The following is a 16,624-nucleotide window of genomic DNA, read 5'->3' as shown; positions in this document are numbered from 1 at the left end:
AGACCGAACCCACCGGACACTCAGCCGCTTCTGGCTATGGCCGACGTCAGTCGAACAGAAGCTTTGATATGGATGTACGTCGACACAAAGACGCGATCACGAACAGCACGGCCAGCCTAACGTTGACGTCGAAGAGCCTGCTGAGGCTTGGCCGCCAAAGAAAGAAGTCGCACGCGTGGTCGCACGAAACCGAGAATATAGCGCTCGCCGTCACGAATATTGCAGCAATGACCGCCAAGATCGCGACTCAGGCCATGGACGAAAGCCCCCTCCTGTGGCCAAAGCGGAACATATCAAAGTAGCCCGATCATGAGCGAATGCCTGAGTGTACACGCGTGGGTGGATAAGGCCCTGCCCCCCTTTCACAACGTCAGTTGGAGTGTGCAGGGATGCAAGGCAAGGGGTGTGGTTAGACACTCGTTAGGCGCAATCGTGCAGGGATGCAGAGTGCTTAGTCACATATTTCAGAAATTCTTTTTAGCTTCGTGAAAAGCATGTTCACGAGATCCGCTGCGGTGCTGTCTTTGTGTATTTTTGCACTGTACTTGACCGCTATTTCAATGCCATCCGGAACTCTGTCGCATTCGATCACGATTTCGTGGGAATAAGGATCGTTGGACCTGGGATCGCTATTTGAGGCGAAGTTAAGCTCGCCACTTTTTCTCTGTGACGGAACCCATTCTTTTTCCTTCTGTCCGCCTTTCGGAAAAATTGTTCGATTATTGAAAAAAACCTGAGGACGATCTATTTTTTTGAATTCGGATCTGATCCTGTGGTCTGGATGAAGATGGCGTAGGAATCCGTAACCCAAGCCATATTGGGTGACATCCCTAATCCGCTCTCGAAGAAGTTCGAATGACTCAGTGGATGAAAGATAGTCTTGGTCGAAATCGAGCCAGACCGGAAACTTAAAGGTTGTCGGTCCAATGGTGTCTAAGAAATCGACGCCGGGTATATGTCCGCCGCGGCCATGATGTTCAACATCAATGGCAACATGATCCTCCCCCGACCAGCCCGCAACCGCTGCACAGGCTGCGATGACAAGCGAGTCATTCATTAGGTGAGTATTGCTGGAAGGAAAGTCACTTGCAGCGATATATATGCTGACAGTTCTAGAGTTGTCGGTGGTGTGCTGCCCGCCAACGAAATCCATCGGTATGCGAGGGGTCGGTGTGGAGATAAAGTCTCCCCAATAGGATATGGATTTTGCAAAAAACATCGGCCGGTTCATGTATTTATGAAGCCTGTTGATGTAACTGGCATAACTGCTCTTGTCGTTCGGCCGGCTTTCGATGTCTTGTTTTGTCAACAGTCTTTCATATGCATTGAGCATTTCTTTGACGAGTATTTTTGAGGAGTGCGCGTCTACGATATTGTGATGAAAGCTTATGACCAAGTCGTCGCGCATGGTGTTATTTTTACATAACGCAACATAAAGGACCGGGCCATCGGTAATATTAAGGCTGTTCTGGATGTCCTTATCAAGGTGCTCTACTAAGTTTTTTATCCCCTCTTGGATATGGTAAAGGTTGATTTTTGGCGGGGTGGGATCAGGCAGCATTCGTAACGCCCACCTTCCACTCTTGTTTTTGTACATCCTCTGTCGAAATGTATCGTAGCGGAGCATAACCAAACGAACCGCTTCATTTATTAAGTCAAAGTCTACATCTGCACCAATATGTACATGGTGTGTTACCGCCCATTTATGCAGCCGGGGGTCGAAAGTCTCCAGGTACCATCCATGCCAAGGAGTCAACGGCAATTCATCCACTGCCTCATCAACAGATGGCTGATGCAGGATATGCGCGGCGCTCTTGCCGATGAGCGCGATCAGGTCTTCCTTGTGGTGTTTCACCTCATCACGCAAGGCCTCGGTGAACGTCCCTTTCGGGGCTCTATAGCCCAAAGCGCCTTCGTGTACGGATAGTTCGATGCCCTGGTATTCCAGTGCAAGCAGCAAGTCCGAAAGATTCACCGTGATACCTCCATGCCACATGCATCCCTATATACAGACAAGATTCTTTAATACTTCAGGCAAAGGCCGCCACGAGATCTCTTGTGCCCGACCCGGGTGTCCATCCGCATGCAGAGTGGGCCCAAGACATGTTGTTCATGACGATGAGCTCTCCTTTTCGAAGCTTCCTGACTATTGCGCGGGTGAATATCGAAGGTAAATTTATGCCAGATGACCAAACCTTGCGGTGGCTGCTGGAATCCAACTCCCTCCAATCATCGAATTTTGCAGGGGTCTTGAAAAGACCTGCCTTTTGTAACGCCTTCGCGAAACCTTCAGCGATATCCCAATCAACGCTTCCAATCGTGTCCCAACATACGTAACGATCGGTGCCAAGTATTTTTGAAAATGATTTTTTTGCGGGCTCCAGAACGCTGTATCTGTGAACGCCTTCGATGGGGGCGTCATGCAGGCATAGAACCTCATCATCTTCTTCGACCACATCCTTTTCCCAGTCGATTCCGTGCATCATCCTCAATTCTGCTATTTCTGTCTTGGAAAGGGTTCTGCGGCTTGTTTTTATTTTGTACTTAAATTCCTTTGCGCCGCGCCACTTTTCTTCATCGCGCCCAGTACCCCAGAGCACGGTCTCCCCTCCATCAGTCGTATTTTCCATGCAGTAAAAGGATGATAGCTGCATGCTCATACGGCTATTTCCTTCCGAGTGCGGCGGGATGAAACTGTACTCGCCGCGCTCATTTACTGACATGAAATAGTTGCCTACATTTTTTCGATGCCCGTGAATAGCCGCAAATCCAGCTTGAATCTCAAGGTCTTCACTCAAGCCGAATTCCGATGCTATGCCGGCCATCAATTTGTCTGCGTCAATTTGTGATACGCCATGAATTAGTGCGACTCTATCTTCCGAAAGGATTCCGGCTATTTTATCCGCTTTGACGTTCGCTGCATCCATGGCCACCATATAATCCGTGCTGTTGCACTCGTCCTTGTCGGCCAAATCAAATACGAACTTTTCCGAGATGGTGGTCATTTCTTTACTCCATTCCTACGAAATCTCGTAGTAGTCTTCAATTCCAATATCAGATGAATCCTTCCTGGTATTCATCTTCTTTCGGCGTGTTCGAATTCGAACCGGCTATAACGAGGGCTTGTTCAGCAAGTTGCATGACGGACGGTGCCGCAAAGAGCGTACGAACGTCCGTTTGCAGACCTTCCTGACGCATTCGGGCTATGAGTCGCACGGCCAGCAGGGAGTGTCCGCCCAATTCGAAGAAATTGTCATGCCGACCGACTCGATCTATACCAAGAAGGTCCTTCCAGATCCCCGCTATCGCACTTTCGACTTCGCCAACCGGTGCTTCGTATTCCTGGGTTGCAAAGGCATCTGTTTCCGGTGCCGGAAACGCTTTGCGATCCAGTTTTCCGCTGACGGTAAGCGGGAACTCCTCCATCGCCACGAATGCGCTCGGCACCATGTAGTCGGGCAATTTCTCCGAAAGCGCTGCACGTAGATCCGCTGCGGAAACTTCGCTTCCGCTCTCTGTGCGGAAATAGCCAACCAGCTGTTTGTCTCCGGGACGATCTTCGCGAGCGATGACTACACTTGCAGCAACCCCCTCGCATGAGGCCAGCTGAGCCTCGATTTCCCCCAGCTCGATCCGGAACCCCCGCACTTTTACCTGGAAATCGTTACGACCCAGATACTCGATCTCGCCCGCTGTGTTGTAGCGGCCGAGGTCGCCGGTGCGGTAGAGCCGACCTCCCTGTGGCCCGAAGGGGTCATGAATGAACCGCTCCGCTGTCAGGTTCGGACGGTTCAGATATCCTCGCGCGATGCCAACTCCAGCAATGTAGATCTCTCCTGCGACTCCGATGGGAACCGGTCGCATCCGATCATCCAAAATATAAATCTTCGTGTTGGCTATCGGACGCCCGATCGGTATCGCTGAGTCTATAGCTTGCTTTTCGCAATGATGGAAGGTGACATCGATGGACGCTTCCGTCGGCCCATAGAGGTTGTGGAGATCCGCCGTCGATGACGAAAGGAAGTCTCGCGCGATATCCGAAGACAATTCTTCGCCGCTGCAGAACACGTATCGGAGGCTAACGCACCTGTCGATGCCTTCGACACTCAGGAACGGTCTCAGCATGGACGGCACGAAGTGAGTCACCGTTACCTTTTCACTCACGATCAGATCCCGCAGATAGCCGGGATCCTTGTGCCCTCCCGGTTCTGCGAGAACGATCCTCGCTCCGTTTGAAAGCGGCCAGAAGAATTCCCAGACCGAGACGTCGAAACTGAACGGCGTCTTTTGCAGGACGCGATCCGTTTCATCGATTTGGTAGGCATCCTGCATCCACTGAAGACGGTTCACAATGCCGCGATGTTCGACCATCACGCCCTTCGGTTTGCCAGTGGAACCAGACGTATAGATGACATAAGCCAGATGAGAGTCGGACAGTTCCTGAACCGCCGGATCGTCCTCCCTCTGGCGATCGATATCGCCTCCCACCTCATCCAGAACGGTCACCGGCACCGAGACGAGAGGCAGTCGATCACGCAATGTGGCCTGTGTCAGCACGGCCTTGGGTGCGCTGTCCGTCAACATGTATGCGATGCGGTCGCTCGGATAATCCGGGTCCAGAGGTACATAGCATCCGCCCGCCTTCAAGATGCCAATCAGGCCGATGACCATTTCCGGACTGCGCTCGGCGCAGAGCGCCACGCGATCGTCGGGCCGGACGCCCTGTTCGAGCAAGTGATGCGCAACCTGATTTGCGCGAGTATTCAACTCTCTGTATGTCAGCGCACGCCCCTCGAATATCAGGGCTATTGCAGTCGGAGTCTTGCTGGCCTGCTCTTCGAACATTTCATGCAGACAGTGGCTCTGCGGATAGTCCGCGTGCGTGTCATTGAAGGCTTCAATGACCTGGTTCCGCTCTTCCAGATCCAGCACATCCAGCTGACACAAAGGGCTTGATGGTGCACGCTCCAGCGCGTCGACCAGTTGCTCCAATGCACGGTGCATCATCGCGCATACCCCTGTGGGACTGATCGAGGCATGCACCTGCGCCAATAGTTCAAACCCTTCGCCGAGATCGCTGACGGCCAGTGTCAGTGGATAGTTGGTTCTCTCTTCCGCACGCAGGTTCGTTGCACCACTCTGCTGTGCCGATATCTCGCGCTCCTGTTCGTTTTTCCCGTGTCGATAATTCAGGAGGGCACTGAACAATGGTGCAGGCATTTGCACACCGCTGCAGTTTTGCGCCAGGGCCAGCGATGCATGCTCGTGCCGCAGCAACCGGCTGATCAAGCCATGCACTGTCCGCACGCTCGCATCCACGCTGTTTTCATCGATGCGTATCCGAATCGGCAGCGTGTTGATGCCCAGACCCAGGGCATTCTCGCCCTGCGTGCGACCGAAAAGCACGGTGCCGAACACGACATCGTCTCGGTCCGACACGCGTGCGAGCACCAGAGCCCAGGCCAGATAGCACAGGCTCGCAGCGCTCACGCCGAGCGTTCTGGCCCGCGTTCGAAGTCGTCGCGCCAGTCCCGTGTCAACTGTTTGCCGGGCCTCGCCGATTCCGCTTCCGTCGCCGCGCACATCGGCAAGACCGAATGGCATGGTCGGTTCCTCGACGTCACTGAGCATTTCCCGGAAAAACGTCTCGTGCTCCGAAGCACTTACGCCCAGACGGGCTTGCGCCACGAAGTTGCGGAACGGCTGCGCGGCCGGAAGCTCGGCCTGGCGTCCCTCGAGGTACGCCGCGATCTCTGTCTTCAGATGGTCCTGCGCCATGTTGTCCATGCACAGGTGATGCAAAACCTGAAGGGCAATCCATCGATCATTCCCTTCGTCGTACACCACAAACATTCGAAACAAGGGAGCCTGCCGTAGATTGAGGCGATATTGCCGCGAATCGAAACGCGCCCAAAGCTGTTCTGCGACGTCTCCATCGCTTGCGGATAGAGCGAGTTCCTCCACCGCCAATTCGGCCTTTCTCCAAACGACCTGAACCGGCTCGGACACGCCCTCCCATACAATTCCGGTTCGCAGCATGTCGTGGCGGTCGATCGCGAATTGCAATGCGGCCAGATAATCATCGAGATGAGTACGACTCTCGAAGGTGGCCTGCCCCCTGACTTGATAGGGATCGCTGTCCGTCGCCATCATGTAGTGGAACAGCATGCCCTCTTGCAGCGGCGTCAGAGGATAGATGTCCTGGACGTTCGCGGCCCCACCCGGCACGCTATCTATGACGCTTTGAAGCTCTGCAGACGTCAATTCGACGAGCGACAGCATATCCGGCGTGATTTCGGTCGCATCCGCCGGAATGAGATTCTCTGGCACGACAACGGCGGTTTCGTCACCACCGATTGTTGCCGCCAATGCGGACAAGGTCGGGGTTGCGAATAGCGTGCGTACATCGGCCAACAGGTTTGCCTGCCGCATTCGGGCCAATAGCCGTACGCCCAGCAGTGAATGCCCACCCAACTCGAAGAAGTTGTCATGTCGGCCTACGCGCTCGACACCCAGCAAGTCCTGCCAGATTTCAGCGATGGTTCTCTCGACAGCCCCGATCGGCGCTTCGTATTCCTGTATGGCGAACGCCCCAGCCTCAGGAGTTGGAAGTGCCTTGCGGTCCAGCTTGCCGTTGACGGTCAAAGGAAAGTCTTCCAGCACTACAAATGCACTGGGCACCATGTAGTCAGGCAACTGTTCCGCGAGCGCTGCGCGCAGCTCCGAAGCCGAAAGCGTGCTTCCGGGTTGTGCTCGAACATAGGCGACCAGACGCTTGTCTCCTGGCCGGTCCTCTCGAGCGACAACCACGCTCGCGGCGACACTGGCGCACGATGCCAGTTTGGCCTCGATCTCCCCCAATTCGATCCGGAATCCCCGGATCTTCACCTGAAAATCATTTCGCCCCAGGTACTCGATTTCGCCGTCGGCGTTATAGCGACCCAGATCACCCGTTCGGTAGAGTCGACTTCCTGGCGACCCGAAGGGGTCGTCGATAAAGCGTTCTGACGTCAGATCTGGACGGTTCAGATACCCCAAGGAGACACCGGCGCCGCCGACGTAGATTTCCCCCTCCATATAAGGGGGAACCGGTCGCATGGCCCGATCCAGTATGTACACCGCGACATTGGCCACGGGGCGGCCCAATGAGACTTCCTTCAGCTGGCCACCCGAATCCGGTCGAGCTGGACATAGATGCCGCGTTACAGCAATGGCAGTCTCGGTCGGACCATAGGTGTTGAACAGGTCGATCCGCCCCGCTGTTTTTGCTTGCCATTGCACCAAGGCTTCCGGCGAAGCGCGTTCACCGCCGATCACTACGCAGCGCAGCATGGCTGGTAAGACGACGCGATCGAGATCGTTCGCCACTTCATGCCAGTAGGCCGTCGGGAGCATGAGGACTGTGATCCCCATATGCTCACAACGGCCCATGAAATGCTCGCTGGAATCCAGCATGTCCTCAGTACGCAGAATCAGTGCCGCACCGTTGGCAAAGGTGGAGAAGATCTCCTCGAAACTCGCATCGAATGCGATCGAAGCAAATTGCAGCACGCGATCGGAAGGTTCGATGCCGTAATCCCTGCTGGCCCCCACGGCATAGTTGACCAGAGCGCCATGCGAGAGCATTACTCCTTTGGGGCGTCCCGTTGAACCTGATGTGTAGAGTACGCAGGCGAGCGACTGTGAATCGCCTATCGACGGCAGGTTTGACGAGTCCTCCTTCAGAATCTCCGCATGCTCGCGATCAAGATGGAAAACGGCCTTGGTTGCAGTGTCCAGCCCCACGTCACTGTCCGACATCGTCAGAAGCATGTCGATGATTGCGTCTTTGACGATGAATTCGAGGCGCTGCACCGGTGTGGCCGGATCAAGGGGAACGCACGCACCGCCGGCTTTAAGAACCGCCAACAGCGCAATCAGCATCTGGCTGGAACGTTCGAAAAGAATACCTGCGCGAGATTCGGGAGCGAAACCGCGATTTTCCAGAGCCCGCGCCAATTGATTGGCGCGGGCGTTCAACTCGGCATAGCTCAGTGTTGAGTCCCCTTCCCCAATGGCGATGGCCGATGGACGGAGCGCAGCCTGGCGTTCCACGAATTCATGCAGTTGCGCAACGTCCGTTTCTTGCGTCGGCCCCCTAGCCCAATCCGACAGAATCGTTTCGCGTTCGGCTGTGGTCAGCAGTGCGACGTCTTCGATGGGGCGATCCGGGTTTGTGATAACGCTTCCCAGAAACACCTGGAGTCGTTCGATGAGCTTTCCGATTTCCTGCTGATCGAAAAGATCGCCATTGAATTCCGTCCTGCCGCGGAGTCCTGATGGGGTCTCTTCCAGCGTGACAGAGAGATCGAATTTAGTCGTGTCGTTGCCGATGTAAGGGGTATAGCTCCCGTAGGCGTCCTCGACATCCTTGATTTCTGCCGATTCGTCCTCGTATTCCAGCGGAATCAGGAACGAGTCGGTATCGCGCTCAGCATTGGGTGAATTCAACAGGACCAGCATCGTTTGAAACAATGGCGAACCGCTGATGTCACGCGTTACCTTCAGCTTCGGCATCAGTTCCTCGTAGGGAACCGCGCTGTGATTGAATGCAGCCCGACAAGTGTCCCGGACTTCATGAAGAAGTTCTCGGAAACTAACCTTTTCGTTGACGCGTACCCGCAACGGCAGCGTATTCAAGAAGCAGCCGATCAGGCTCTCAGTTTCCACACGGCCGCGGTCGGAAACTGCCGAGCCGATGATGACGTCGTCTTGGAGGGTGTATCGAGACAGGAGCGCGGAGTACCCGGCGACCAGCATCATGAACAAGGTGACGCGCTCGGTCTCGCAAAATTTCAGCAATGAGGTGGATAGCGAGGGCGGAAAGAAGAAATTTCCGCAGCAGCCACGTGTTTCCAACTGCCTTGATCGGTTCCTGGCCAGGTTGAGGACCGGCAGTTCCCCTTCCAGGTGCTTAGTCCAGTAATCGATGTGCGATTGAATAACCTTCCCTTTCAACCACTCGTGCTGCCAGATCGAAAAATCCGCCCACTGGATCGGCAGTTCCGGCAATGGCGAAGGAAGGTCTGCTGAAAATGCGGCGTAAAGCGCGTTCAGTTCCTGCTCCATCACCTTTAGCGACCAGTCGTCACTGATGATGTGATGGATGCTCTGCAGCCAGAGATAGCTATCCTCTGCCAACTTGAGCAAGCCAATGCGCAACAGAGGACCGCAGGCAAGATCAAAGGGCGTCTTGGATTCCTCGAGAATCCGGCGACGAATTTCGACAGCCTGTTCCTCTTCCGTCCATGTCGAAAGGTCGACCATGGGCTGAAGAACCTCTGCCGTGGGTGCAATGCATTGAACCGGCACGCCATCGACCGAGGGGAAACTGGTTCGCAGAATTTCATGTCGTCGAACCAGCTCGTCAACGGTGCGCTCGAGTACCGCTAAGTCGATCTTCTGCCGGACTTCGCCAAGACCGAACGTGTTGTATGCCGGCACCCCGGGCTGCAGTTGCTCGAGGAACCACAGCCTTTTTTGGGCATAGGAGAGCGGAATCGACTCTTCATTCCCGGAGCGAGCCTCGATTCGCTTCTCGCCAGAACCGTGGGACAGGTTCTGGAGAAGCCGGATGATTTCCGGTTTGCGTTCGCTCAGTTCTGATTTCAGTTCGGCGGTCAGTACATCGGGCAATGCCCTGACTCGTAATGTACCGTCCTCGAGCCAGAGCTTGACGTTCAGCTTTTTCAGCATCCCTAGAAACTGTGCCGTAGACATTACACAACATCCTCGATGTAGTCGCCGCTCAGGCTCGTATCGGCCTGTTCCTGTTCCAAACCCACCTCTTGGATCATCAGGATTTCCTCGATCATTTCGGCTTGGTCCCTGGCTGTTGAGTATTCGTAGATGCAGCTCAACTGGATGCTCATGTCCAGGTCTCGATTGATCCGACCGATCAACTGGAGTCCAACCAATGAATTGCCGCCGAGGTCGAAGAAGTTGTCGTCGATACCGATTTCCTCGATGCCGAGAACTTCCTGCCAGACCGAGGCGATTCTTTGCTCCATTTCACTGCTCGCCGTCACGAACGGGGTCGATAGCGCCGGGCGCGGATAGGCCGCCATACGGCGTCCTCGGGACGTTTGCACAGCGCTCGAAATCGTGCTGACTGCGCAACTGTTACTGCCCTCGATCATCGCCACCGCATCCTCGGGAAGCAGGATCATCTGCGGTACATCCAGCGCAAGAATGCGGCGAATGCCTTCCATACCTTCTTCGAAGGTGATGCCGAACTGCCGGCGGTGCTGCTGCAGTGCTTCCTGTACTTCCGGCTGATAGCCCTTTAGACCATCGCTCCACGCATCCCACTGCCATTCGCCGAAGTTGATCGCTACCGTCAGGCCATGTCTGTGACGATGGCGCTGCGCAAACGCATCCAGGAATGCGTTCGCCGCGCAGTAGTCGATCTGGCCGGGGCCACCGCCGGTGATCGCCGCGATCGACGACACCAGAATCAGGAAGTCCAGTTCCACGCCCGCCTTGTTCAAGGCACGATCGAGCGCCAGCGTGCCCTGGATCTTCGGCGCCATGACTTGCGCCACCGCCTCGACGGTCTTGAGCTGCGTCAGTCCCTGACCGGGCAGACCTGCCGCGTGGAACACGCCGTCGATCGTGCCGAAGCGCTCCACAGCCTCGCTCACAGCCGCTTCCATCTGCTCTGCATTGGCCACATCCGCCGTGATCAGCAGTATTTCGGCGCCGGCCTCGGTGAGGTCATGAACCTTACGTACCCGCTCGGCGATCCGGTCTTCCGCATTCGCGGCCAGGATCTCGTCCCACTCTTCGCGCGGCGGCAGTCCAGAACGGCCCAGCAGTACTAGTTTGGCCGACTGCGTTCGGTACAGGTACTCGGCGAAGGCGAAGCCGATGCCGCCAAGGCCGCCCGTGATGAGATAGACCCCGTCCTCTTTCAGGCGCGGTACGACATCCTTCGGCGCGTCGATTCGCACCGGTTCGGCGAACGGAATCCAGCGTTCGCCTTCACGGAACGCGGCGAACTGATCCTCGCCGCCGGACAGGATTTCCGCGGCTAGGCGTGATCCAAAATGCTCCGCGCCCAGGTCCACTTCTTCGGACGAGAACAGGTCGATGCTGCGGCAGGTGACCGTCGCGAATTCCTGACGGATCACCTTGCACGGCCCCTTCAGTGTGGCCTTGGCCGGATGGATCGTCTCCGTACCCAGTACCGGTTCCAGGTCGCTGGCGACCATGCACAGCTCGACCGGCGTGTCGCCCAGACGTTCGCCGATGGCTTGAGCCAGATGGAACAGACTGTAGAAACCCTTGTCCAGTTGCTCTTGCAGCGCATCGTCCAGATCGATTTCCCATTGCTCCGTCGCCCACAGGTGCACGATGCGATCAGGCGTGAGTTTTCGCTGCTTGAGTTCCTTCAGCACCGCGATGTAATCGTCTCGCTCCGAAGCGCGGACGGTCAGGGATCCATCTTCGGAAACCGAGAACATATCGCCTTGGTAAACCAGCACCGACTTGATGCCGAGCGGTTTCACCGCTGCGGCGAGCGCGTCGCCGATACCGTTCGCGTCGGCGAAGATCAGCCAGCACGCCCCCTCCGCGGGAGCGGCCGCTTCCAACGCTCCGTCGACTGTGCCGGCAGGTTTCCAAGACGGCAGGTAAAACGAGTCCGACAGCGGGGACTTCTCAGCCTGTGTCATCAGGCGACTCGCCAGGGACACCTCTTCCATTTCGGTGTCGATCCAGTAGCGCTGGCGGTCAAAGGCATAGGTCGGCAGCGGAATGCGGCGTCGTTGCTCGTCGGCATAGTAGGCCTCCCAGTCGGGCGCCACGCCGGAAACCCAGAGCTTTGCCAACGCTGCTGTGAGTAACGCCTGATCGTCATCCTGCACGTACGCTGTACGCATAGTCGACACGGCAACCGCTGGCGTCGTATGACCCCGTTCCAAAGCCTGCTGCTTGACCAGTGAGGTGAGGCTCTGCCCCGGCCCGACTTCGACCATGGCCCAATCGTTGCGGGTCCAGAGTGTATCCAGGCACTGAGAGAAATGAGCCGTTCCGCACATGTGCCTGACCCAATACTCGCGATCGGTAGCATCCTCATCGGTGATCCATTCACCGGTGACGTTAGACAGGCAGGGGAATTGCGGTGCGTGCAAATCGATCTTCGACAACAAATCCCGCAGTGCTTCCGCCGCCCCCTTCATCATGGGGGAGTGGAACGCATGGTTTGTCTGCAACCGGCGACTTACTACATCGCGCGAATTCAGTTCCGCTTCCAGTGTCTCAATCGCAGCCGTTGGTCCGGACACGATCGTGAGATTCGGTCCATTGTTGATGCCGATCGCGAGTTCTTGGCCCAGTAGCGGCTCAATCTCGCTCGCCGGCAAGGGAACCGCCAGCATGGCTCCGTCCGGGAGTTCGGCGATGACGCGGGCACGGCCCGCGACCAGTCGCAGCGCGTCGGGAAGCGACAGGATGCCGGCGAGTGCCGCCGCGGCGAATTCACCGACGCTGTAGCCCAACAGCGCTTCAGGGACGAGTCCCCAGCTCATCAGCAAGCGGGCCAAGCAGTATTCGATTACGAACATGCAAGGTTGCGCGTACTGCGTCTGGCTCAGACGTTTCGATGCGTCATCCTGCGGAGCGGTGCCGCGCAGGAATTGTTTCGCCCTTTCGGAAGCATCGATACCGTCCGCAAACAGAATCGCACGCAGATCGATATCGAATTCTGCCTCCAGGAGTTCGAAACAGACGTCCATTTCCTGACGGAAGACGGCTTCTTCCGCATACAGGCCCGCGGCCATGGAGACATATTGTTCGCCCACGCCAGGGAAAAGGAATGCGACAGGTCGCTTGCCCGAGTTCTTCGCGTTGCGGAAGCAACGATCCGCATTCTGACCGCGAAGCGCTCGGATCATCTCGCTCCGGTCGCGACCGACGACAGCCAGTCGCTCGCCGAATTCCCGGCGTCCGCACTGCAGTGTGAAAGCCGCATCCGAGAGATGGATATCCTCATTGGCTTCCAGAGCGTCTGCCAGATTCTCGCGCATGACGTCGAGTGATCCGGATGTCTTCGCCGACAAGGTCAGGAAGTTCCAGGTCTTGCCGTCGGATGTCGGAGCTGGTGAAGGACTCTGCTCAAGGATGATGTGAGCATTCGTGCCACCCAGGCCGAGCACTGTCACACCTGCCCGCCACGGCGTATTCGTGACTGGGAGTTGCTGACGCTGATTGCTTACGATGAAAGGACTGTTGGCCAGATCGATCTTGGGATTCGGGCGCTCGAAGTGCAGCGTCGGCGGAACCTGACCCGACTTCAGCACATGTGTTGCCTTGATCACACCGATCACGCCAGCGGCGCGGTCGGTGTGCCCGATATTGGGCTTGATTGAACCCAGGGCGCAGTACCCCACCCGGTCGGTGCTCTCGCGATAGGCCTTGGTCAGTGCGGTGACTTCGATCGGATCACCCAGTTCCGTGGCCGTACCGTGTGCTTCGACGTAGTGGATGTCCTCGGCGCTCAGTCCGGCGTTTTCGAGCGCCAGGGATACCACTTCAGCTTGCTGCTCGACGCTCGGCGCGGTGTAGCCGGCCTTCAAGGAGCCGTCATTGTTGATCGCGGTGCCGCGGATGACGGCGTGAATCGTATCGCCGTCTTCGATCGCATCTTCCAGCCGCTTGAGCAGAACCATGCCGACGCCGTCGGAGAACACCGTTCCCTGTGCTCGGGCATCGAAAGTTCGCGTATGGCCGTCTGGCGACGCCTGATCGCCCGGCTCGTAGAGATAACCGCGCCGTCCCGGAACGAAGAAGGATACGGCTCCGGCGAGAGCCATGTCGGACTCGCCGACCCGCAGACTCTGGCCTGCGAGATGAATCGCCACGCCCGAAGTCGAGCAGTAGGTGCCGACGGAGAGACTCGGTCCCTTCAGATGAAGCTTGTAGGAAATGCGCGTCGCGAGAGAATCCTGGGTATTGGCCAGGTGCGTATCCGCGGCTTCCAGCTCCGACCACAATTCACGGTCAGCGTGCAGGATCATCTGATAATCGCTCGGCCTTGCCCCGGCGAAGATGCCGATCTGCCCGTCGTAGCGATACGGATCATATCCGCCATGTTCCAGAGTCTGCCAAGCAGTCTCCAGCATCAATCGGTGCTGCGGATCCATCAATTCCGCTTCACGCGGGCTGATGCCGAACACGCCCGGATCGAACAAGTCGATATCCGTGACGATGCCGCGCGATTTGACGTAGTTCGGGTTGCGGACCAGTGCGGGATCGATACCCGAGGCAAAGAGTTCGTCATCGGAGAACTGCGTCATCGATTCGACGCCGTTCAGCGCGTTCTCCCACAGTGCAGCGAAATCCGATGCTCCCGGACCGCGAGCGGCCATGCCGATGATCGCGATATCCGAGGACACGACCTTACGCCTCGCGCGTCGCTTGCGCTTGGCCGGCACCGGAACCGGCGAAGTCTTGGCCTTCGATTCTCCGCTCCCGCAAAGGGGCAGCAAGTGCTTGCTGATCGAACTGACGCTGGGTGCTTCGAACATCAGAATCGGCGAGAGCTGCACGTCGAACTCGCGCTGAAGCTCGGCTAGAATTTTCAGAGATATCAGTGAATTGCCGCCAAGTTCAAAGAAATTGTCTTCGAGTCCTACGGCTTCGATTCCGAGCACATCCTGGAATACTCGCGCGACCCGCTTCTCGATGTCGTTGCTGGCCGCAACGAAGGCGGTGCTCACCTCGGGGCGTGCGTAGTAGGAAAGCTTGCGCTCGACATTCGTCTCGGCGAGCGGGGATTGCTTGCGATAGACCCACTGGTCCAGTCGAGCATGCAGATCCGCCGTCGAGTTGACCAGACGCGAAGAACTGCTCGCCCCCAGTACCCGACGAACGGCTTCGGCGCCCTCCTCCGGCCACATGAGGAACGCTTCCAGGGTTGTTCCCTTGTGATCCTGCGAACCGTGATCGCGTGCCCAGCTGTCCCAGTTCACCGAGACCCAGCGCGTGCCGTCCACATTGCGTCGCGACAACGCGAAGTTGTCCTCGAATGCATTCGCGGCCGCATAGGCCGACAGCGTGAGGCCACCCAGAACGGCCGAGAGCGATGAGAACACCATGCAGAAGTCTGCCTGGCGTGTGTCCAGGAGCCGGGCAAGCACCCGGGTTCCGCATACCTTCGGCGCGAAGTGCTTGTCGACCTGCTCCTTGTTCGCGCTTGCGATGATGCTGTGCGACTCGCCGGTGATGAGTCCCGCGGCATGAAACACGCCATGCACCCGACCGAAGTGTTCATCCAACCAGGCGAACACTTCGCTCATCCGCGCTTCGTCAGCAACGTTCGCGGTGTGCACCGCGACTTCACCGCCTGCAGCTTCCATGTCGAGTATCTTGACGATTTGCCGACAGACCGAGTCTTCCGGATCGTGTTCGGCAAGCCACGTGTCCCATTGCCCTCGCTCGGGGAAGGCTCGGCGCGAAATCAGCGCGACGCGAGCTCCGTAACGACGGGTCAGCATGTCGGCCAGCGTCAGGCCCACGTTGCCGAGTCCACCCGTGATCACATAGACACCGCCCTGCCGCAATATGTCCCGTTCCTCGGCGACTTCGTCCAGCAGTTCGGACTCATAACGCTGAACCAACCGTGCGCCAGCACGATAGGCCACTGCCACGTCCTCCGTAGAAGTCGTGATTTCCCTCAGTAAACACTCGACCGTGGTGCCCGCATCGACAGCATCCATGTCGATGCTACGCACGGTGACATTCTGGTACTCCTGCGGGATGGTGCGAATTGCGCCAATCAGTGTGCTCTTGTTTGCGCTGACTACATCGTTCGATCGCGCGGCATACAGACCGTTCGAGACGATATCGAGTTGAATCGGCGTCAGAATCCGATTTGCCCCGAGGCCTTGCATCAACGTCAGCAGACTGAGGTATCCCATGGCCTGCAGAGCATCGAAATCATCCTCCTCCGTTAGGTGTCCAAGATGCACGATCCGATTCGGGATGATGCCGGCTTGCTGCATCTCCTGGATCACCCGTTTCAAGTGCGCGGGATCGGCAGGATCGATCAGATAATGGTCGGCATGTGGCTGGGCAAAGGTTCGAGCCGGATGTATCGCGACCGTCACGACTCGCTTCGCTGTTGCTCGCAGCTTCTCGGTCAATGCCTGCCCCGCAGGGCTTTCATCGAACAGCACAAGCCAGGTCGCATTCGTCGTCTCCCGGACTTGGCCGAGCGTGGTTTCACGCCATTTTTCCGCATAGAACCAGCGCCCGATATCTGCAATCTTGCCGTCGTGGGCGCCCTCGGCAGCCGCGCCCTGTTTCGCAGCCTCGACCCAATAGCGTTGCCGGTCGAAGACGTAGGTCGGCAGCGAGACCTTCAGCCGGCGTTCCTCACGGTAGAACGCCGCCCAGTCCGGCTCAATGCCCGAGCGCCACAGTTGGCCCACCGCGCCCAGCAGGAACGCGTCGTCGCGCTGCGTCTGGAACGGCGAACGGATCGTCGCCGCGACTGCCGCATCGCGACCCGAGGACGAATGCTGCTTGACGAACGAACCCAGGCTCTGGCCTGCGCCCAGTTCCACGAACACCCGTTCCTGAT

The 16,624-nt window shown here is 57.3% G+C and carries 4 protein-coding genes; all 4 read right to left on the bottom strand.

All coding sequences use genetic code 11. The features are described from left to right. Window positions 1-451: 451 nt before the first annotated feature. Genes HF690_RS00020 through HF690_RS00005 form a run of 4 tightly spaced genes read right to left on the bottom strand, consistent with a single transcriptional unit; the run spans window position 452 to window position 16,607 of the window. The gene (locus tag HF690_RS00020) at window positions 452-1,975 is read right to left on the bottom strand and encodes a condensation domain-containing protein (RefSeq protein WP_168608024.1); all 1,524 of its coding nucleotides are present in this window, start codon (window positions 1,973-1,975) and stop codon (window positions 452-454) included. 55 nt (window positions 1,976-2,030) lie between these two features. Further along, window positions 2,031-3,005: a hypothetical protein gene (locus tag HF690_RS00015; RefSeq protein WP_168608023.1), complete on the bottom strand. Its 975-nt coding sequence runs from the start codon at window positions 3,003-3,005 to the stop codon at window positions 2,031-2,033. 49 nt (window positions 3,006-3,054) lie between these two features. Continuing rightward, a complete protein-coding gene (locus HF690_RS00010; RefSeq protein ID WP_168608022.1) occupies window positions 3,055-9,759 on the bottom strand; it encodes a non-ribosomal peptide synthetase in 6,705 nt (2,234 codons plus the stop codon). Then, window positions 9,759-16,607 carry a type I polyketide synthase gene (locus tag HF690_RS00005; RefSeq protein ID WP_168608021.1) on the bottom strand — a complete coding sequence of 2,283 codons (6,849 nt, stop codon included), beginning with the start codon at window positions 16,605-16,607 and terminating at the stop codon, window positions 9,759-9,761. The genes HF690_RS00010 and HF690_RS00005 overlap by 1 nt, the downstream gene beginning before the upstream one ends. Between the last annotated feature and the right edge of the window lie 17 nt (window positions 16,608-16,624).

Source organism: Oleiagrimonas citrea, from assembly GCF_012395255.1.
GTDB lineage: Bacteria > Pseudomonadota > Gammaproteobacteria > Xanthomonadales > Rhodanobacteraceae > Oleiagrimonas > Oleiagrimonas citrea.
The sequence above is the reverse complement of the archived record's forward strand: the minus strand, read 5'-3'. Positions and strand labels throughout refer to the sequence as shown.